This is a genomic window from Lacticigenium naphthae DSM 19658 (assembly GCF_000425865.1).
Lineage (GTDB): Bacteria > Bacillota > Bacilli > Lactobacillales > Carnobacteriaceae_A > Lacticigenium > Lacticigenium naphthae.
Genome location: NZ_AUEG01000001.1, coordinates 131117 through 151030, shown reverse-complemented (window position 1 = coordinate 151030; position 19914 = coordinate 131117). Strand labels below are relative to the sequence as shown.

17 protein-coding genes and 1 tRNA gene are annotated in these 19914 nt (G+C 35.4%); 15 read left to right on the top strand and 3 right to left on the bottom strand.

Going from position 1 to position 19914, the window contains the following annotated elements:
* Positions 1-6: 6 nt before the first annotated feature.
* The 3 genes from H626_RS0100690 (at position 7) to recD2 (ending at position 4247) form a co-directional block, all read left to right on the top strand.
* Positions 7-351, top strand: coding sequence for a hypothetical protein (locus H626_RS0100690; protein ID WP_027107614.1), 345 nt, complete (start codon positions 7-9; stop codon positions 349-351).
* A gap of 160 nt (positions 352-511) precedes the next feature.
* Positions 512-1636 carry a tRNA 2-thiouridine(34) synthase MnmA gene (mnmA, locus tag H626_RS0100685; RefSeq protein ID WP_027107613.1) on the top strand — a complete coding sequence of 375 codons (1125 nt, stop codon included), beginning with the start codon at positions 512-514 and terminating at the stop codon, positions 1634-1636.
* Positions 1637-1793: 157 nt separating this feature from the next.
* A complete protein-coding gene (recD2, locus tag H626_RS0100680) occupies positions 1794-4247 on the top strand; it encodes an SF1B family DNA helicase RecD2 (RefSeq protein ID WP_051237687.1) in 2454 nt (817 codons plus the stop codon).
* A gap of 115 nt (positions 4248-4362) precedes the next feature.
* On the opposite strand, the gene H626_RS0100675 is transcribed toward recD2, so the two are convergent.
* Positions 4363-5310: a diacylglycerol/lipid kinase family protein gene (locus tag H626_RS0100675; RefSeq protein ID WP_027107611.1), complete on the bottom strand. Its 948-nt coding sequence runs from the start codon at positions 5308-5310 to the stop codon at positions 4363-4365.
* Between the two features lie 184 nt (positions 5311-5494).
* Here H626_RS0100675 and H626_RS0100670 point away from each other — a divergent pair, with 184 nt between their 5' ends.
* The 12 genes from H626_RS0100670 (at position 5495) to H626_RS10280 (ending at position 18539) form a co-directional block, all read left to right on the top strand.
* Complete coding sequence (locus tag H626_RS0100670) at positions 5495-6385, top strand: YitT family protein (RefSeq protein WP_027107610.1); 891 nt, start codon at positions 5495-5497, stop codon at positions 6383-6385.
* A gap of 393 nt (positions 6386-6778) precedes the next feature.
* A complete protein-coding gene (alaS, locus tag H626_RS0100665; protein ID WP_027107609.1) occupies positions 6779-9427 on the top strand; it encodes an alanine--tRNA ligase in 2649 nt (882 codons plus the stop codon).
* Between the two features lie 350 nt (positions 9428-9777).
* Complete coding sequence (locus tag H626_RS0100660; protein WP_027107608.1) at positions 9778-10047, top strand: IreB family regulatory phosphoprotein; 270 nt, start codon at positions 9778-9780, stop codon at positions 10045-10047.
* Positions 10044-10469 carry a Holliday junction resolvase RuvX gene (gene ruvX / locus H626_RS0100655; protein WP_027107607.1) on the top strand — a complete coding sequence of 142 codons (426 nt, stop codon included), beginning with the start codon at positions 10044-10046 and terminating at the stop codon, positions 10467-10469. Before H626_RS0100660 ends, ruvX begins: the two co-directional genes overlap by 4 nt.
* A gap of 25 nt (positions 10470-10494) precedes the next feature.
* Positions 10495-10827 (top strand): DUF1292 domain-containing protein, encoded by a 333-nt coding sequence (locus tag H626_RS0100650; RefSeq protein ID WP_027107606.1) that lies wholly within the window; start codon positions 10495-10497, stop codon positions 10825-10827.
* 306 nt (positions 10828-11133) lie between these two features.
* Entirely contained in the window at positions 11134-12219 is a 1086-nt protein-coding gene (gene mltG / locus H626_RS10285) for an endolytic transglycosylase MltG (protein WP_051237686.1), read from the top strand.
* Positions 12220-12289: 70 nt separating this feature from the next.
* A complete protein-coding gene (gene udk / locus H626_RS0100640) occupies positions 12290-12928 on the top strand; it encodes a uridine kinase (protein WP_027107605.1) in 639 nt (212 codons plus the stop codon).
* Between the two features lie 124 nt (positions 12929-13052).
* Entirely contained in the window at positions 13053-13526 is a 474-nt protein-coding gene (gene greA / locus H626_RS0100635; protein WP_027107604.1) for a transcription elongation factor GreA, read from the top strand.
* Between the two features lie 238 nt (positions 13527-13764).
* Complete coding sequence (gene liaF / locus H626_RS0100630) at positions 13765-14484, top strand: cell wall-active antibiotics response protein LiaF (protein WP_027107603.1); 720 nt, start codon at positions 13765-13767, stop codon at positions 14482-14484.
* Positions 14481-15533, top strand: a complete 1053-nt coding sequence (locus H626_RS0100625; protein WP_027107602.1) for a sensor histidine kinase — start codon at positions 14481-14483, stop codon at positions 15531-15533. The genes liaF and H626_RS0100625 overlap by 4 nt, the downstream gene beginning before the upstream one ends.
* Before the next feature lie 16 nt (positions 15534-15549).
* Complete coding sequence (locus H626_RS0100620; protein ID WP_027107601.1) at positions 15550-16182, top strand: response regulator transcription factor; 633 nt, start codon at positions 15550-15552, stop codon at positions 16180-16182.
* A gap of 926 nt (positions 16183-17108) precedes the next feature.
* Entirely contained in the window at positions 17109-18539 is a 1431-nt protein-coding gene (locus H626_RS10280) for a M20/M25/M40 family metallo-hydrolase (RefSeq protein ID WP_051237685.1), read from the top strand.
* 308 nt (positions 18540-18847) lie between these two features.
* Here H626_RS10280 and H626_RS0100610 read toward each other — a convergent pair.
* Both H626_RS0100610 and H626_RS0100605 read right to left on the bottom strand, forming a co-directional pair.
* A tRNA-Ala gene (locus H626_RS0100610) sits at positions 18848-18920 on the bottom strand.
* A gap of 26 nt (positions 18921-18946) precedes the next feature.
* Positions 18947-19726 carry a Cof-type HAD-IIB family hydrolase gene (locus H626_RS0100605; RefSeq protein WP_027107600.1) on the bottom strand — a complete coding sequence of 260 codons (780 nt, stop codon included), beginning with the start codon at positions 19724-19726 and terminating at the stop codon, positions 18947-18949.
* Positions 19727-19914 lie beyond the last annotated feature (188 nt).

The following is a 19914-nucleotide window of genomic DNA, read 5'->3' as shown; positions in this document are numbered from 1 at the left end:
ATAAATATGGGCTTAGAGAAAACAGCCAGTATACCCGGAGAAAGCAAACAATATCGTGTACATCCAGAGGTAAAAAAATACACTTTAAGAGATAACGGATTTCAAGAAAGCAAGAGTGGCAAGTATCACTTAACGCGCACGTTAAGTGTCAACCCAATGGACAAAAAAGCCCCTTTGTTAAAAATAAATATTGGATCTGATTTAACAACACTGAAAATTTCAATAACAACACAGAATGGCTTACAAAGTCTAATTCTTCCAAATAAAGAAAACTTTAAGGAAGCGTATGGAATCGCACAATCGGTGCTGTACCAATTAGTTGAGGGAAAAGCATTATCTACAGTCGAATAAACAGGAAATGCCATTCTATTAAGTTATTTAATCAGGGTGGATTTCTTTCTTGTTCAAGAAAACTTGCAATCTGACAAAAAGTAAGTATAATGAAATGGACTGAAAACTACGACCTTCAAATCGTAAAGATTCAGAATCTAAATGAAATGATGGTGAAAAAATGAAAGCAAAAAGTGAAACGCGCATTGTCGTTGGAATGAGCGGTGGTGTGGATTCATCTGTAACTGCTTATCTGTTAAAACAAGAAGGTTATGACGTAGTTGGCGTATTCATGAAAAATTGGGATGACACTGACGAAAATGGTTTCTGTACAGCAACCGAAGATTTTAATGATGTCGCAGCTGTGGCAGATCAAATCGGAATACCTTATTATACTGTGAATTTCGAAAAAGAGTATTGGGACAAAGTGTTCACCTATTTTTTAGAAGAGTATAAAAAAGGGCGGACTCCTAATCCAGATGTAATGTGTAACAAAGAGATCAAGTTTAAAGCCTTTTTAGACTATGCCCTAGAGATTGGGGCAGACTATGTGGCTACAGGTCATTATGCTCGTGTAAGACGAGATGAGGACGGTAAAACCCATCTGCTAAGAGGAATAGACCAAAACAAAGATCAAACTTACTTTTTGAACCAATTATCTCAGAAACAATTAGAAAAAGTTATCTTCCCCTTAGGAGAAATGGATAAAAAAGAAGTGCGCAAAATTGCAGAAAAAGCAGGGTTAGCAACCGCTAAGAAAAAAGATTCTACAGGTATTTGTTTCATAGGGGAAAAAGATTTCAAAGAATTCTTAATGAATTATTTCCCTGCCCAATCCGGGGAAATGAAAACTTTTGATGGCGAGATAAAAGGCCAACATGATGGACTGATGTATTATACGATTGGTCAAAGACAAGGTTTGGGTATCGGTGGAAGCAGTAAATCAAATCTTCCCTGGTTTGTTGTGGGGAAAGATCTGGAAACCAATACACTTTACGTTGGACAAGGATATGAAAACGAAAGATTGTATGCAACGCATTTAAAAGCGAGCGACTTTTCATTTGTGAATCCAGAAATGATACCACAACTATTGAAATGTACTGCTAAATTCCGTTATCGACAAAAAGATGTCGGCGTGACTGTAAAGTTCAATACAGATTTTTCTGAAGCAATGGTTGAATTTGATGAACCAGCAAGAGCGATCACACCAGGACAAGCGTTAGTTCTATATGATGGAGAAGAATGTTTAGGTGGGGGCACGATTGATGCTGCCTATAGTGATGGAGTAAAGTTACAATATATTTAGTCGGAAAAATCTGGGACTCACGTTCCAGATTTTTTTAATATTACATATACTGTGTTTAGAATAAGAAGTGACTTGGGATTTTGGAGTTTTCTAGTAATTTGCGTCTGTATCATGTAAAATAAATAGAGAAATTTAGACTGAGGAAGGAGTGGAGAAAATGATGGGGGATTTACTTCAGAATGATGATGAGAAGTATATTGTTGGCGAAGTATCAGCCATTTTCTTCCAGAACCCTTCTAATTATTATAAGGTTTTGTTAATAAAAGTTCAGAAAACAAATGCAGAATATAAAGAAAACGAAATCGTGGTCACTGGGAATTTCGGACGAATTCAAGAAGAAGTAAGCTATAAATTTTATGGAGAGTTTAAAAATCATCCAAAATATGGTGAGCAATTTGAAAGCACACGTTATACGCAAGACCGACCAACTTCCAGAGAGGCAGTTATTTCTTACTTATCAAGTTCTCGTTTTCAAGGAATCGGCGAAAAAACAGCAGAAAAAATTGTAGACACAATCGGGGATCAAACAATTGACAAAATTTTGAAAGATCCAGAAATTTTGAAAGATGTTCCGGGATTGGCACCAAAGAAAAGGAAGAACATTTTAAACCAGCTAGACCAGGGACACACTACAGAACGGACCATTCTTTCGTTAAACGAGTACGGACTGACCAATGCATTAGCATATAAAATTTATCAGCTGTATGAAGAAAAAACTTTAGAAATTATTCAAACGAATCCTTATCAGTTAGCAGAAGATGTAGAGAATATTGGGTTTAAGCGAGCAGATGCTTTAGCCGAACGAGTTGGTATCGAAGCTGATGCTCCTGAAAGAATCAAAGCCGGAATACTGTATTCTCTTAAACAATTGTGTTTTAATGATGGACACACATTTGCAGAGAGTGAACCAATACTGCTCCAAACGATAAAGGAACTCGAAGACAGTCGTCCTTTTATTATTGATCCAGAAAAAGTAGCGGATAACTTGATCATCCTTGTGGATGAAAGTAAAATCATTCAAGAGGAAAGCAGACTCTATATACCGAGTTTATATGCTTCTGAGTGGGGTATTTCTAGCGCAATGGAGAGAATTCTACAAGGGCAACCCGATGTGCCTATAAAAATAAAAAAAATTAAGCACTATTTAAAAGAAATTGAAAAAGAAAATGGTATCCTTTATGGTCGCTCACAAAAAGAGGCAATTTTAGAAGCAATTTTTTCCCCAGTCTTTATCCTAACTGGAGGTCCAGGAACCGGGAAAACCACCGTGTTAAATGGTATAGTTCAGTTATTCGCAAAAATACATGACTTGGGACTCGATCCCTATGCCTATAAAGATGAAACATTTCCATTTTTATTAGCCGCGCCTACAGGAAGAGCGGCTAAACGAATGAATGAAAGTACAGGGTTGCCGAGTAGTACAATTCATCGTTTATTGGGTTTCACTGGACAAGAAGAAACAGCAGATGATTTTGAAAGTAGGACTTTAAGCGGGCGCTTGCTCGTCGTTGACGAGATGTCCATGGTAGATACTTGGTTAGCCAATCAACTATTCAAGGCGATCCCACAAGATATGCAGGTCATACTTGTGGGAGACAAAGATCAATTACCATCTGTCGGACCGGGACAAGTATTGCATGACTTGTTGGAAAGTGGCCGCATCCCAGCAGCTGAGTTAAATGAAATATACCGGCAAGGGAACGAATCATCGATCATCCCGTTGGCACATCAAATTAAAAACGGAACACTACCAGCCGATTTTCATGACAAAAAAGCAGACCGCTCATTTATTCCGTGTCACACACGTGATGTTGAGAAAGTCTTGTCACAAATCATTCAAAAAGCAATTGAGAAAGGCTATACAGCCCAAGACATCCAAATATTGGCCCCAATGTACCGTGGACCAGCGGGTATTAATCAATTAAACGAAACACTGCAAAATTTGTTCAATCCCAATGAAGATCAGTCACGAAAAGAAGTCAAGTTCATTGATAAAGTTTACCGTATCGGAGACAAAGTTCTTCAATTGGTCAACGATTCAGAATCAAATGTTTTTAATGGGGATATGGGTGTGATCACTGGGATTACTTTAGCAAAGGATTCCGAAGATAAAGTAGATGAACTGACGATCGCATTTGATGCAAACGAAGTGACTTACAGACGGAATGAATGGAATAAAATCACTTTAGCTTACTGCTGTTCCATACACAAAGCTCAAGGAAGCGAGTTTGACATGGTTCTTTTGCCGATGGTCATGGGCTACAATCGCATGCTGAAAAAGGATTTACTCTACACGGCCATAACCCGAGCAAGTAAAAAACTCATCTTATTGGGAAATGAACAGGCATTTCAACGAGCTTTGCAGTCCCATTCAAAAAATAGGCAAACGAGTCTGAAAGAACGGATGACTGGTAGCTTTGACAATAGCGAGGCAGAAAGAATAGATATAGGGGACGATGAAAAACCCATAGAAGAAGGAACGACAAACGAAAAAAATTCCTCTACAATGAAAAAGTATATTTTAACAATTGAATCCATCAAGAAAGGAACCATTGACCCCTTGATTGGAATGGACGGTTTAAAACCAGATGATTTTAAAACAACTAATTAACAGGAACCAAAACGGAGCGGGAAATGGTTATCGGAATTTATTTTTGGAGCATGTTTTAGAAAGTAACGTTCGTTAAATGAGTAGAGGCTGGGACAAAAGTCCCAGCCTCTCAATTTTATAATTGGAAATTCTGTTTTTCTATATTCAGCATAAATAATTGAGTCGAGTGAAGGAATGATTCCCCATCTTTTTGGGCAGGCTGTTGTGTATTGATATGTAAATGGGCCAGGTTTGTTTCTTCGTAGTGAACATGTTTTGAATGAAGATGGTTTCCATTTATAAGAATGAGCGCAAAAAGATAAAGTAACTGAAGAAAATTTAATTGCCGAGCTATCACTATGCCAAAATCATTCGAATAAGGATTTGCTTTCGGACTGATATTGATGCCTCCACCGAAAAACGGATGATTTGTGAATACGACCAAGATGGCGTCGGAAATAATAGTTTTACCATTTTCGGTATCCAATTCAATGGCAAACGGTTTTTGGCGGAAAAATGCTTTCAATAAGGAATATATATAAGAAAAATCCTCCAAGCGAAAACGTTGCAGCTTTTCTTTAATGTGCTGATTTTCTAAAATTTGAATAGTGGATCCATCCAAACCGACCCCTATACTATTAATAGCATAATTTACTTCTTTAGTTTCTGAATTTTCATAATGTAAAATGTCTAAAATTTCTTCATTAGAATGATAAAGTACATGTTCAATATTCTTTTCAAGAGAAGAAGAAAAACTATGGGAGCGAGCAAAGTCGTTTCCAGAGCCAGTAGGGATATATGCAAGAACCAAACTAGAACTGATTTTGCGCACCCCATTTAAAACTTCATTTAAGGTCCCGTCACCACCAACGGCACAGATTACAGCAGCTTCTTCTTTTTGAGTGATTTTAGAAGCAATATCACTCGCTAAAGTAATGGCATGCTTTGGATACTCAGTTTTAAAAATATGAATAAAATTGTTATCGTTTGAAATCATTTTTTTAAGTAGAGATTCAAATTCGTCTGGATGTAACCGTCCAGATGATTCATTTACAATAAAATAAATATTTTTTTCGAGTTTCATAATTACTCCTTCAAGATAATTTTCGCTGTTAAATTTAATTATACTGTAAAATGAAATAACAAAAAAGTGATTATTAAAGCAATAATGAGATTATACTAAGTTTAGTGAAAAAAAAGCAATATTTTTTCACTAATTGATGTTAAAATAGTCCAGTCATACAAAACTACAAAGGAGGTCAAAATCAATGACACGAATCGCAAAAATGTATAAATTCAATTTTGTTGATATTATCTATATTATAGCAGGCTCTGTTATTGCAGCATTATCTTTCCAGGTGTTCTTACTACCGAATAACATAGTTTCAGGAGGCGTATCAGGATTCAGTATTGTGGTCAACTCTTTATGGGGTTGGAGTCCAGCAATTGTTCAATACGCTATAAATATCCCACTATTAGTGCTTTGTTTTTGGCTTTTAGGAAAATCTGCCGGGTATAAAACAATATTAGGCAGTTTATTGTTACCTTTATTGATTGGAATTATGTCACCGCTTGAACCGTTAACTCAGGATCCATTGTTAGCTTCTGTCTTTGGTGGGTTAACAACTGGTATTGGTTTAGGAATAGTTTTCCGAAGTAAAGCATCTACAGGAGGGACGAGCATATTAGCTCAAATCATTTATGAATATGGTCATCTTCCTTTAGGAATCAGTACAGCAATTGTTGATGGGACAATAATATTTTTTGCTTTAATAGCTTTTGATATCGAAACGGTTATGTTTTCTTTGATCACTCTGTTTGTTATATCTCGAACCATTGACTTGATGCAAGTAGGGTTGAATCGTGCGAAGAATGTGTTTATTATTTCAGACAGTCCACAAGATATACGCGAAGAAATTTTACACACTATGCGTCGAGGAGTAACCAACTTAGGTGTAAAAGGTGGTTATGGCAACACTGAAAAAGATATGCTCATGGTAGTTATTGCAGAACACGAATTTACAATGCTGAAAGATACCGTGCTTGAAGCTGATCCGGATGCATTCGTTGTTGTAATGGGGGCGAGCGAAGTTATGGGACGAGGCTTCACGCTTCACAAAAACTTCGGGGGAGCACCCGATGCAGAATATTTAAGTTAATAGTCACAGCACGACTTTTCTTTTGAGAAGCCGTGCTCTTTTTTAGATAAATACAAAAATAATAATTGACAGGAAAGGAATTCTTTTCTATACTCAAAAGAGTAGAAGGACATGCTTGCTAGAAGTGTTTATAGAGAGATTCTTGTCGCTGAAAAAGAATCAATAGGACTAGTGAAGTGCTCCCTTTGAGATTGCAAATTTATTTGCCGTTGCTCACGATATAGAGATAGAAGAGGTAGTGAACCGTCACAGGAATTCATTGCAAACAAGGTGGTACCGCGCTTAGTCGTCCTTGTATGCATGAGAGTTGTGTCGTTTTTTTTTTGCTTATATAAATGAAATAAAACGGATGGAAAAGAAAAGATACTTTTTTGAAAAGAGAGGAAGATAGTTATGAAAGAATTAACCAGTAGTCAAATACGCCAAATGTTTTTGGATTTTTTCGAAGAAAAAGGACACAAAGTTGAAAAAAGTGCTTCACTCGTACCAGTTGATGATCCATCTCTGTTATGGATCAATTCTGGAGTTGCGACATTAAAAAAATATTTTGATGGAACTCTAAAACCAGAAAACCCTCGGATCGTAAGTTCTCAAAAGAGTATACGAACAAACGATATTGAAAACGTTGGAAGGACAGCCCGTCACCACACATTGTTTGAGATGTTAGGAAACTTTTCAATTGGAGATTACTTTAAAGAAGAAGCAATAAATTGGGCTTGGGAATTTCTAACTAGTGATAGATGGTTAGGATTAGATTCCGAAAAATTATACGTTACTGTTTACCCTAGTGATACCGAAACAAAACAAATTTGGTTAGAAAAAATTGGGTTACCGGAAAATCATGTTATTGAAGAAGCAGGAAATTTCTGGGATATTGGAGCCGGACCGAGTGGACCTGATTCTGAAATATTCTATGATCGTGGTCATGATTTTAATAATCTAACAGCCGATGATCCTGAAAACTATCCGGGTGGAGAGAATGAGCGTTGGTTAGAAATTTGGAATCTAGTCTTTTCAGAATTCAATCACAAACCGGATGATACCTATGAACCTTTACCCAACAAAAACATTGATACTGGAATGGGTCTAGAACGTATTGTATCTATCATTCAAAATGCACCAACGAATTTTGAAACTGATTTATTTATGCCGATCATTGATAAACTTGAAGAACTTAGTGGCCAAAAGTACAGTGATTCAAAAGAAATGCAAGTATCTTTCAAAGTGATAGCTGACCATATACGTGCAGTAACATTTTCTGTAGCCGATGGAGCTCTACCTTCAAATGAAGGTAGAGGGTATGTCATCCGACGGTTATTAAGAAGAGCAGTGATGCATGGCAGGAAATTGGGTATAGAGAAAGCTTTCTTGCATCAGTTGGTAGCTATTGTCGGAACGATTATGGAAGCTCATTATCCAGAAATAAAAGAGCGACAAGAATTTATCGAGAAGGTAATTGTAAATGAAGAAGAACGCTTTTTTGAAACGATAAATGAGGGACTAGCCATCTTAAACGACTGGATGACTGAGTTAAAAGAGAATGATCAAACCGTGATTCCTGGTAAAGATGCATTTAAATTGTACGACACATATGGATTCCCAATAGAATTGACACAAGAATATGCGTTGGATAACGAAATGACAATCGATATAGACGGATTTGGAATTGAAATGGCTAAACAGAAGAAAAGAGCACGTGCAGCTCGTTCTGATGATCAGTCTATGCAAGTTCAGCAGTCAGTTTTTGCTGATTTTCAGGCAGAAAGCCAGTTTAAAGGATACAATCAAACCATAATTGAAAGTAAATTAACACACATCTTTTTAGATGATGAAATAAAAAATAGCTTGCAGGCCGGTGAAATGGGACGAGTAGTATTTGAAAGCACCCCTTTTTATACTGAAAAAGGTGGACAAGTTTCTGACCGAGGTTGGATACTGAATCAATTCAATGAAGTGGTCGGTACAGTAGTCGATATGGGTGCAGCACCAGCTGGTCAACCATTACATCATGTGAAAGCTGAAAAAGAGTTAAAGGTTGGAGAATCCTATACTATTCAAGTCAATAAATCAAGACGAAAATTCATTGAGCGCAATCATACGGCTACTCATTTGCTTCATCAAGCTATTAAAAGTGCAGTGGGGGATCATGCAAATCAAGCTGGATCTTTAGTCAATGAAGATCTTTTACGTTTCGATTTCACTCATTTTGGACCTGTGACTGCAGCAGAGCTAGAACAAATAGAGCAAGAGGTAAATGAAAAAATTTGGGCCGACTTACCTGTTGAAACCGTGGAAACATCCATAAAAAAAGCGAAAGAAATGGGCGCGATGGCATTGTTCGGTGAAAAGTATGGAAATGAGGTTCGTGTTGTTTCTGTGGGAGACTATTCGCTGGAATTGTGCGGAGGTACGCATGTAAAAAATACAAATGAAATTGGATTGTTTAAAATTATTTCAGAATCAGGAATTGGGGCTGGAACCAGGAGGATCATAGCTAAAACGAGTAAAGGGGCATACGATTGGCTAGCTAAACAACAGGATATATTAAAAACGACAGTTCAGTTGGTCAAAGCTCAACAGTGGCAGGATATTCCGGATAAAATTGAAGCTTTGCAAGCCCAGTTAAAAGAAAGTCAACGGGAAAATGAATCTCTTCAAGCAAAATTGGCTAATACTCAAGCCAGTGATTTGTTTATGAATAAGAGAGAAGTTTCAGGTGTAACGGTCATTGTTGAAGAAGCGCAGGTCAAGGACATGAATCATTTACGTCAACTAGGTGATAAGTGGAAGCAAGAAGGCTATTCCGATGTACTCGTTCTCGGACTAGTGAATAACGATAAGGCAAATCTATTAGTAGGTATGAGTGAGTCAGCCATAAACAAAGGTCTAAAAGCTGGTGATTTGATCAAAGCTATCGCTCCGATTGTTGGTGGTGGAGGAGGCGGTCGACCAGACTTGGCTCAAGCAGGTGGTAAAACCCCAGAGAATCTTACTAAAGCTTTAGAAGCAGTTGATGAATGGATAAACAAAAAATTAAGTTAATCAATGAGAGGACTTCGAGTTTGGAGTCCTCTTTTTCTTGATAGTATTAGTATACGATTAGAATATTTTTAATGAAAAGGATAGTTATAAAGAAATGGGGAGCAACTATTTTTTGGTAAGTAGTTGAGGTGTGGTAAAATTAAAAAAGAAATAGTTGTGAAATATTCAAACGATAAAGTTGATAGGGTCACTTCTTTCGTATTATATCAAAGGAATTAAAATTCATAAAAAGAATTTGATTGAGTCGCTTTTGAATAACTAAAGAAATTATGCAGAGATTGAGTTGTAGTTTGAGGTAGTTTCTAGTACAATAATACTTATAAGTTAAGCGGACAAATGGAGGATGAATCATGAGTAATAACGACCATACAGTACGATTTACCGTGCAAAATGAAGATGATACTAATGTAGGTGACACTCTCCAACAAGTGTATCGTGCACTTGAAGAAAAGGGATATAATCCGATCAATCAAATTGTAGGATACCTCTTGTCAGGAGATCCCGCGTATATACCCAGACATGCTGATGCGAGAAATAAGATGAAACGTCATGAACGTGATGAAATATTGGAAGTATTAGTGAAAAATTATATGCACGTTGGTGAATCGGAGGAAAAATGAGAGTAATGGGATTAGATGTGGGGTCTAAAACAGTTGGAGTCGCTGTAAGTGACCCATTTGGATGGACCGCACAAGGAATTGAAACAATTCAAATCAATGAAGCAAAAGAGCAATATGGTTTTGAACGATTAGAAGAATTAATTAGACAGTTTGAAGTAGAAAAGATGGTAATCGGATTACCCAAAAACATGAACGGAACGATTGGTCCAAGAGCTGAAGCTTCGATTGTGTACGCTGATATGGTAAAAGAAAAATTTAATTTGCCAATCATATATCAAGATGAACGCTTAACTACTGCTCAGGCTGAAAGAATGCTTATCGAAGAAGGAAATACATCTAGAAAAAAAAGAAAAAAAGTGATTGATAAACTAGCGGCTGTAATGATACTACAAAATTATTTAGATAGTATTGCAGCTAAATAAATACAAAAAGATAGGAGCAATAAAAATGTCTGAAAACAAAGAGCACAACCATGATCACGAGCATGACCACGACCACGACCACGAAGATACACATGAATATATCACAATTGTAAATGAACAAGGTGATGAAGAATTATATGAGATCCTCTTTACTTTTGATTCAGTAGATTATGAAAAATCATACGTTTTAGTTTTTCCAGCTAGTTCAAGCGAAGGGGACGAAGTTGAATTAGAAGCTTTCTCTTACCAAGAAACTGATGGTGGATTAGAAGGTACGCTAAGTCCGATAGAATCAGACGAAGAATGGGACATGATCGAAGAAGTCTTAAATACTTTTATTGAAGAAGAAGAAGAATAAAAATACAGCGAAAAGGACAAAGGTTAACAACTTTTGTCCTTTTTTGACGTATAATTTGTTTTAAAATAGCCAGTCGATCAACGAAAAAAATTTAAATGACATTTCTTATTGTCTGTATTTAAATTTTGCCTGTTATTGTGTATAATAAAAAAGATAATATAAAGGAAAAGCAGATGAGAACTAAATTTTAAACTATTGTTTTGAATTAAATTCAATAGTCCAAATGAGTAAAAGGTTACATTTGTCTTCATGTTTGAGATGGTGTGAAAAAAAGCACTAATAATTTAATGAAAATGAGGGAACTACATGTCAGTAGACAATCATAAACGCTCTGTCGGAAAAATCGTTTTTTTTATTGTTTCAATTTTAGTAGTTCTTATCCTTGTTCTAGGCTATTCAGGCTATTCGTTTTATACTGAATCCTTAGAACCAGTACAAGAAAGCAGTGCAGAAACAATAGAGATCGAAATACCGATGGGCTCATCGAGAACAGATATTGCGAAAATTTTAGAAGAAGAAGAAATGATAAAAAATGCATCAGCATTCAATATATATGTACGAATTAATAATGTTACAGGTTTTAAGGCAGGATACTATGAGTTTTCTCAATCCATGTCTGTGGAAGAAATAGTTGAAAAACTACAAGAAGGTGGCGATCCAATATCCCAAGCTGATATTGCTACCATTGCTATCCCGGAGGGAATTACGGTAAAGGAAATTTCTGAAAGACTCGCCAAGGATACTCTGTTTTCGGATACGGAGATTATGGAGAAAATGACAGATGAATCTTTTTTAAATCAAAAATTGGCAGAGTTCCCGGATTTACTTACCGATGTTATGGAAAATGAGGAACAAGTGTATTACGTTCTTGAAGGTTATCTCTTTCCAGCTACTTATGAGTATCATAAAGAAATGGAATTGGAAGAGTTGCTCACATCAATGTTAAATAAAACAAATAATATACTAAATGATTATTACAAAACAATAAAAAATAGTGAGTGGACAGTTCATGAAGTACTAACATTGGCTTCTTTAATTGAACGAGAAGGTATTTCATATGAGGATCGTCAAAAAATTGCTGATGTGTTTTATAATCGAATGGAAATTGGGATGCCGCTTCAAACAGATGTAAGTGTAACCTATGCGTTGGGCGAACATCAGGAACGTATTTCCTTAAACGATTTAGAAGTAGAGTCAGAATACAATTTGTATGTGCATAATGGAATTGGACCAGGACCAGTCAATAATCCAAGTGAAGATGCAATTCGTGCAACGTTGAATCCCGTTGATACGGATTACTTGTATTTTTTAGCAGATTTACAAACAAGAGAAGTTTATTTCTCTGAAACTTATCAGCAACATTTGGAATATAAAGCGGAATATTTAGACTAAGAGTAGACGAAAAAAAAAGAGTTGAGACATTGTCCAGCTCTTTTTCTATGAGAAAAGGAGAATGATGAGCATGCAAACAAGCAAAAGACCGATTGTAATTGGTGTGACTGGAGGATCTGGAAGTGGAAAAACGACTGTGAGCCAAGCTATATACAAATATTTTGAGGGACATTCGATTATGATGCTTGAACAAGATTCCTACTATAAGAATCAGACCCATCTTCCTTTTGAAGAACGTCTAAAAACAAATTACGATCATCCTTTTGCTTTTGATACAGATTTATTGATTGAAGATTTAAAGAAGTTACTGAAATATGAAGCAATAGATAAACCGGTTTACGATTACACTCGACATACAAGAAGTAATGAAGTTTATCGTCAAGAGCCTAAAGAAGTAATTATTTTGGAAGGTATCTTGATTCTGGATGATGTTCGCCTACGTGAAATGATGGACATAAAGGTATATGTGGACACTGATGATGATATTCGAATCATTCGTCGAATTAAAAGAGATATAGAAGAACGTGGAAGAACATTGGATAATGTGATCGATCAGTATCTTAGTGTTGTAAAACCGATGCACAATCAATTTGTTGAACCGACTAAGCGATATGCGGATATTATTATGCCCGAAGGTGGACGCAACCAAGTTGCAATTGATTTGATGACTACAAAAATCAGAACTATTTTTGACGAAAGAAAGAAATAATTTTAAACAAACGCTTTACATACTTATAAGTACATGGTATCTTTCTATCATTAGTTCAAATTTATTTGAAATTAAAAACAATTCTTGTTACAGTATGAAAAGTAAATAAAGAGGTGAAACTATGATGAATGAAAAAGTTTACCCGATGACAATTGAGGGTAAAGAAAAAATTGAAAATGAATTAGAAGAACTCAAAACTGTAAAACGTAAAGAAGTGGTTGAAAGAATTAAAATAGCACGAGGATTTGGAGATTTATCAGAAAACTCTGAATATGAATCTGCTAAAGATGAACAAGCATTTATTGAGGGACGTATTAGTACGTTAGAAAAAATGTTACAAAATGCTGAAATTATTGATAGCTCAAAAATAGTTGCCGGCATAGTATCCATTGGCCGTTCAGTTAAGTTTATTGAAATACCTGATGGTGAAGAAGAAGAGTACAGTATTGTAGGAAAAGCAGAAGCAGATCCTTTTGCTGGGAAAATTTCGAATGAGTCTCCGATAGCTAGAGCATTAAATGGAAAAAGAGCAGGAGACGAAGTTGTGATTGAAACTCCTGGTGGAGAAATGAAAGTCAAAATTACAGATGTCTATTAATTTAAAATAATCTTATTTATATCATGTATAAATAATAAACTGAGATGGTTTAAAATTTTACCCGAGAACAGAAATGCTCAATAAGAGAGTGTTCCTGTCCTCGGTTTTTTTTTTTTTTGAAAAACAGATCTGCATTATTCTTTCGATAACGTGAATCATACTAGAGACCGAAGTTTTTGTATCGACACTATGTTATTATTACTTTACTGACAATTTAGAATGGAAGGAGTGAACTGATATGAAATGGAAATTTTTTGCTATAATTGAGATAATCTTGTCCTTGTGGCTTATATTTCAATTAACAAATCGGTTTTTCTTGCTTTTTATGGTTGTCGCTGGTCTGGTCCTGATTGTTTATAAAAGTAAGCAACAGTCGTCCCATTCTGACTCTTTTCACCATTCTTTCTTGGGTATTACTTTAATTGGATTAGCATTATTCTCTACTACGGCATTCTGGTTAATGGGACTTGTATTTGGAATATTCTTATTTGTGAATCTGTCTACTTTTAAAAAAGAGGGCTGGGGTTGGTTTTGGAAGAAAAAGCAGTTTGTTTCTCCAATAGAAATCAACGAAAATGAGACAGGTGCTATCAAACAAAAGCAACAATGGATCGGACACTATCACATCGGACAATCAGTATATGAGTGGCATGATATCAATTTCACTCAATTAGCAGGCGATACACTGATCGACTTGGGAAATACGATATTACCTAAAAGTGAAAATGTGATTGTTATACGAAAAGGCTTTGGCCGAACACGTTTGTTTATACCGGAAGAGTTAGCTTATAAAATTTTATTTAGTACAATGTATGGTACTTTTACGCTTAATAATGACAGTGATTCATTAGTTAATGAAAATATCTTATTTACTTCTTCTGATTATTCTACCAATTCAAAAAAAATCAAGATTTTTGTTAATGCTTGGGTTGGAGACTTTGAGGTGATCAGCATTTGAAAATCAGTCTGGCAAAAACATTTTTACGCTACTTTATATTATTGTTTTCTACTTTGATTCTGAGTGTATTGTTGGTGAGCTATTATGTTCAACCGGCACAATTTTATTTGCCATTATTTAAAGTTCATTTTTTCTATATTCCATTACTTTTATATGTACTACTTTTCGCTTTATTTTTAAGTGGGTATTTCATAAGCCAATTAGTGATTACAACCAAAAAGGCCCACTCACTTATTGAAGAAGGAATCAACGCATTGAAAGAAGGCCAATATCAATCAAGTATATTTGAGGATTTAAAAAAAGGAATAGATACTAGCTTTAACTCTGGACAAGTTAAAGAAGCAGAAAGCTTGTTACAATTAAGAAATAAAATGATACAGGTTACTACGTTGACTCAAGGAAACAGACAAACAGGAAACAAATTAGCTGAAGCTGAAAAAGAGGAGATCGTTTTAAAAGAAAGACATCGTATTGCCCGTGAGCTACATGATTCTGTTAGCCAACAATTATTTGCAGCCATGATGCTTTTATCTGCAATCGATGAAAATTCTGAAAAAATAATTTTACCTCGCAAACAATTAGAAACCATTCAGCATATTATAAATGAAGCGCAGTCAGAGATGCGCGCTTTACTGCTTCATTTACGTCCTACGCAACTAGAAGGTAAGACGATTAAAGATGGGGTAGAACAATTGCTAAACGAATTAAAATCGAAAATAGAAGCGGATATTTTATGGGATATTGAAAACTTGTATTTACCACTTAATGTGGAAAATCAATTATTCAGAGTTTTCCAAGAGCTCCTATCAAATATTTTGCGTCATGCAAAAGCAACAGAGATAGAAGTGCGTCTAAAACAAGCTAATTCAATAGTACTTCTACGTATTGTAGATGATGGGATCGGATTTAATAAAAGTGAGAAACCTTTGGGAAATTATGGGTTACAAAATGTTAGAGAGCGAATAGCTAGTTTAGGCGGGACCGTTAAAATTGTTTCCGTTCCTAACGAAGGCACAAGTATAGACATTCGCATCCCATTGATTAAGTAAAGAAGGGAGAGTTCTTATGATACGTGTTTTAATAGTAGATGATCACGAGATGGTCCGGCTAGGGTTGTCCACTTATTTATCGATACAAGATGATATCGAAGTAGTTGGAGAAGCTGATGATGGAGATAGAGGGATTGAAAAGGCACTTGCATTAAAGCCAGATGTAATTTTAATGGATTTAGTCATGGAGCGGATGAATGGTATAGATGCAACGAAAGGGATCATTGAAAAATGGCCAGAAGCAAATATCGTTATTTTAACCAGCTTTATTGATGATAAAAAAGTATTCCCAGCTTTAGACGCGGGAGCCTCCAGCTATATTTTGAAAACATCAACTGCTAGTGAGATTGCAGAAGCTATACGCCAAACTTATAATGGTGAATCTGTATATGTAGAAGAAGTTAAAAACTTGTTGAATAATCCCGAAACTTCTCACAAGTACAATGCTTTGCATAATGAACTTACAAAAAGAGAACATGAAGTTTTGATGCTGATTGCAAAAGGATATTCGAATAAGGAAGTTGCAGAAGCACTATTTATTACACTTAAAACAGTTAAAACACATGTATCTAACATTTTGTTCAAGTTAGAGGTAGAAGATCGTACGCAGGCAACCATTTATGCTTTTCAACACGGTTTGATAGAATGAAATATTCATGTTTCAAAGAACTACATAAGATTACATGATGTCATTCAACTAAACTATTGAAAAGATGTTGTGAAAAAGTATTGCATATAAAAAATGTACATTATAGTAGAATAAAACAAAAGACAGAAATACGGAATCGTTCGTTTAGTGCATATTCTGTACTTCTGTCTTTTTTAAATTGTTTTCCATTGAAAAATGTCTGGATCAACTTTAATTTCACCACAAATATTGTGTGTACTTGTACTCTGCAGACGGGCCTCAGTATGTATCGTCTTCAATTGCATTCTCTATTTCCATTCCTTTAACGATGGATTTTCTATCTGAGCTTTCTACACAATGGCCATTTCTTATTATACAAATTATATCTTGAAAAAGTTATCAAAAAAAAGCAATTCGACAGGAACGTGGTCATTTAAAAGCTAAACCGCGTATAGTAGATACGGTTGCCGTGGTGAGACTCGAAGTGAGTATAAAGAATAACAATTTGTATTTATTTAGTGAATGATTTCGAAAAAAATAGAATAGCACTCTTTTATGATAAGTAGAATAAATAGAAAGATAAGATTATCTTTATACGAAATAAAGAATAGTATGCGGACAATTAAAACCAAAACAGACCTTTTTTTGCTGGTAATATTTTAATTGGACTATTGAATAGTCTAAACGGGCATGTTAATATGAAATTTGGTTGGACGTAATGTCGTTATTGCTGAACAAGACTTTTTTTTAGACGAGATATGTAAGCGCTTTTTTAAAAAGAGGAAATTCACTTACAGTCAAATATTGAAAAAAGTAAAGAGGTGAGAAAAAGAAAAACCGCATAAGCGAACGGAAGATACATGAAATGAGTTAATTATCCCTTGGAGTGGAGAAAGAATGTCGTAATTGAAAACTAATATAAATATAATATTTAAAGGAGGATTCATATGTACAAGAGTAATACAAACAAAAAATGGTATCCAGTTTTAATCGCTTCTGTAATGGGGTTGTCCTTGTTTACGCCGACATCACAAGAGGTGGTACTGGCCGAGAGCGCAGAGAACGCTGTTGTGATCAATTCAAGTGAATACGGTGGACTGGCATATGAACATATTAACCATCTCTCTAAAGGACTTGGTGGAGCTAGAGTAGCGGGTTCAGAATTTGAAAAGGAAGCAGCCAATTATATAAAAGGTGAATTTGAAAGCAATAAATATGAAACCGCCTTAGAAAACTTTTCGTTTATCAGTAAAAGAGGAAGTAATAAGGGAGAGACTGTTAATTCTCAAAACGTAGTTGCTATAAAAAGAGGTAAATCTGGAAAACAAGTTATTCTCGGTGCACATTACGACCAAGTAACATCAGGCGGTAGCGAGGGAGCTTCTGATAATGCATCTGGAGTAGGGGCAATGTTAGAAGTTGCTGAAAAATTAAAAAATGTAAAAACAGATCACACTATAATATTCGTAGGATTTGGATCTGAGGAAGTTGGTTTAGAGGGATCAAATGCTTATGTGGAAACGATGTCAGAGGATGAAATAGAAAATACAATAGCTATGATAAATCTGGACACGATATTAGCCGGTGATTACGCCTACGTCTATGGGGGAAGTAATGGACAAGGTTGGGTAAGAGATCAAGCGTTGAACATCTCTGAAGAACTAGGTTTGGATCTTATTACTCAAACTGGATTACATCCTGATCATAAGTGGGGAGAAACTGGAGACTGGAGTGATCATGCTCCTTTCAACGAAAAAAACATACCAGTAGCTTATTTTGAATCGACTAACTGGTTGATTCAAGATGAAGCTGGAAACTACTTGGATGGATATATAGAGACCGAAGAAGGACCAATAATGCATTCGGGAAACGATACTTTAGAATATATTGAACTGAATTATCCTGGAAGAATTATGGAGAGACTAAATACCAATGTAAGAGTTTTAGAGAAATTGATGATAGAAATAGCAACAGATGAGTACAAAGCGGCAGCAGTAGAAGTAGAGCAATTGATATCAAAATTCAAATCTTCAGAAACAAATATCTCAAACGGATATATTTCTAAAGTAAGGAAAGCAAGAGAAGCATATGATGCGTTAACAGATGCACAAAAAGAATTCGTAACAACAAGTAATGTAGAGAAGCTAAATACAGCAGAAGAAAATATTAAAAATGAAGAAGATAAAGAAGCAGCAGTGGAAGTAGATAAATTGGTCATAAGATTCAAATCTTCTGAAAAAAATATCTCAAAACAGTATATTTCCAAAGTGAAAGAAGCGAGAGAAGCATTTGACGCATTAACAGACGAACAAAAAGAACTGGTAGCAGCAAGTAATGTTCAGAAGTTGAATGCAGCAGAAGAAATGATAAATGAGTAGCAGTCAGATTTGCAGAATTATATAAAATTTACAAAAACAAAAAAGGTTGAATTGATCCGAATTTTTAAGTTAACTGAATCAGTACCTGTTGTGAGGTGAGTTTTGTAATTAGTTAGCTTAGAGAAGGATAAAAGAAAGAAAGTGACTCACAAACCAGCTATATAATTACAAAAAAAGGACTACAATTAATGTAGTCCTTTTTTTGGTTTAATATTTTCGATTAACGTAAAGACAGATTGGCCAACGAGTTTCTACTATGACTTAGTCTTTTTTTCATTATTGAACGAAGTGTATTCGTAGTGAATATATGGAAGTAAGGAGGATCGAACTCCTGACCTCTACGCTGCCAGCGTAGCGCTCTCCCAGCTGAGCTATACCCCCAAAAAAGCTGAAATAATCTAATAAGATTATATCAGTTTTAAGTGCTTTAATGCAAGTGCAATTCCATGATTATTATGGGATTCAGTGATATAATCAGCTTTTTGTTTGACTTCGTCTACAGCATTTCCCATAGCAACACCAGTTCCTACATCACTGATCATTTCTATATCGTTCATTCCATCCCCAAATGCTATTACATTACTCATTGAAAAGCCTAGTTTTATTGCTAAAGCATTGATCGTATTGAATTTCGAGCCATTTATCGGAAGAATATCCACACCACTTTCATGCCAGCGAACAAATCTAAACTGTGGGAATTGTCCTTTTTCATAGTGATCTTTCTCTTCTTCAGAATAAAAGATGAGCGCCTGTGTTAAATCATTCTTCTGATTAAAATTGAAGTCTTGTTCAGGAACGGAAAAGTCTACAGATTGCATAGCATTTACCATATTCATGTTAATGTTTTCTGTTCGTCTTCTGAGTTCAAATGCTGTTTGATAAATAACAGAGTGATTATTTTTATCTGTTTCTTTCAACAGATCAGCAAATCCTTCTTTATCTAAGCCGTCAAAGTAACTCAATTTATTACCTAAATAGCCAGCTGCACCGTTACATACAATGTAATTGTCAACATTTACTTCAGCAAGAATATCTTGGATCATGTAAGCATTTCTTCCTGTGGCGATAGCTATAGTATGTCCTTCGTTCTGCAATTTATGAATAGCTTCTTTTGTGCTAGTCAAAATCATTTTGTTTTCGTCTAATAAGGTCCCGTCAATATCAAAACAGACAAACTTTTTTTCCATGTAAATCTCCCTCTATTCTCTCACCAAGTTTAGCTAATTTAATAGTTAAAAGCAAGTTAAAAATAAATAGTTTGAGATGCGATTCTATACTTCCCATCTCGACTATGATAGAATGAGGGTAACTGTTGAAAAACAATCATACGAGCGGATCATGTTTATTTATTAAAATAAAAAAGAACAACGAAAAT

Coding starts and splice junctions, on each gene's coding strand:
- greA (WP_027107604.1), top strand. CDS start 13,053: ATGAATGAAAAAGTTTACCCGATGACAATTGAGGGTAAAGAAAAAATT.
- H626_RS0100605 (WP_027107600.1), bottom strand. CDS start 19,726: ATGGAAAAAAAGTTTGTCTGTTTTGATATTGACGGGACCTTATTAGAC.
- recD2 (WP_051237687.1), top strand. CDS start 1,794: ATGATGGGGGATTTACTTCAGAATGATGATGAGAAGTATATTGTTGGC.
- H626_RS10280 (WP_051237685.1), top strand. CDS start 17,109: ATGTACAAGAGTAATACAAACAAAAAATGGTATCCAGTTTTAATCGCT.
- H626_RS0100690 (WP_027107614.1), top strand. CDS start 7: ATGGGCTTAGAGAAAACAGCCAGTATACCCGGAGAAAGCAAACAATAT.
- liaF (WP_027107603.1), top strand. CDS start 13,765: ATGAAATGGAAATTTTTTGCTATAATTGAGATAATCTTGTCCTTGTGG.
- H626_RS0100660 (WP_027107608.1), top strand. CDS start 9,778: ATGAGTAATAACGACCATACAGTACGATTTACCGTGCAAAATGAAGAT.
- udk (WP_027107605.1), top strand. CDS start 12,290: ATGCAAACAAGCAAAAGACCGATTGTAATTGGTGTGACTGGAGGATCT.
- mnmA (WP_027107613.1), top strand. CDS start 512: ATGAAAGCAAAAAGTGAAACGCGCATTGTCGTTGGAATGAGCGGTGGT.
- H626_RS0100650 (WP_027107606.1), top strand. CDS start 10,495: ATGTCTGAAAACAAAGAGCACAACCATGATCACGAGCATGACCACGAC.
- H626_RS0100675 (WP_027107611.1), bottom strand. CDS start 5,310: ATGAAACTCGAAAAAAATATTTATTTTATTGTAAATGAATCATCTGGA.
- mltG (WP_051237686.1), top strand. CDS start 11,134: ATGTCAGTAGACAATCATAAACGCTCTGTCGGAAAAATCGTTTTTTTT.
- alaS (WP_027107609.1), top strand. CDS start 6,779: ATGAAAGAATTAACCAGTAGTCAAATACGCCAAATGTTTTTGGATTTT.
- H626_RS0100670 (WP_027107610.1), top strand. CDS start 5,495: ATGACACGAATCGCAAAAATGTATAAATTCAATTTTGTTGATATTATC.
- ruvX (WP_027107607.1), top strand. CDS start 10,044: ATGAGAGTAATGGGATTAGATGTGGGGTCTAAAACAGTTGGAGTCGCT.
- H626_RS0100620 (WP_027107601.1), top strand. CDS start 15,550: ATGATACGTGTTTTAATAGTAGATGATCACGAGATGGTCCGGCTAGGG.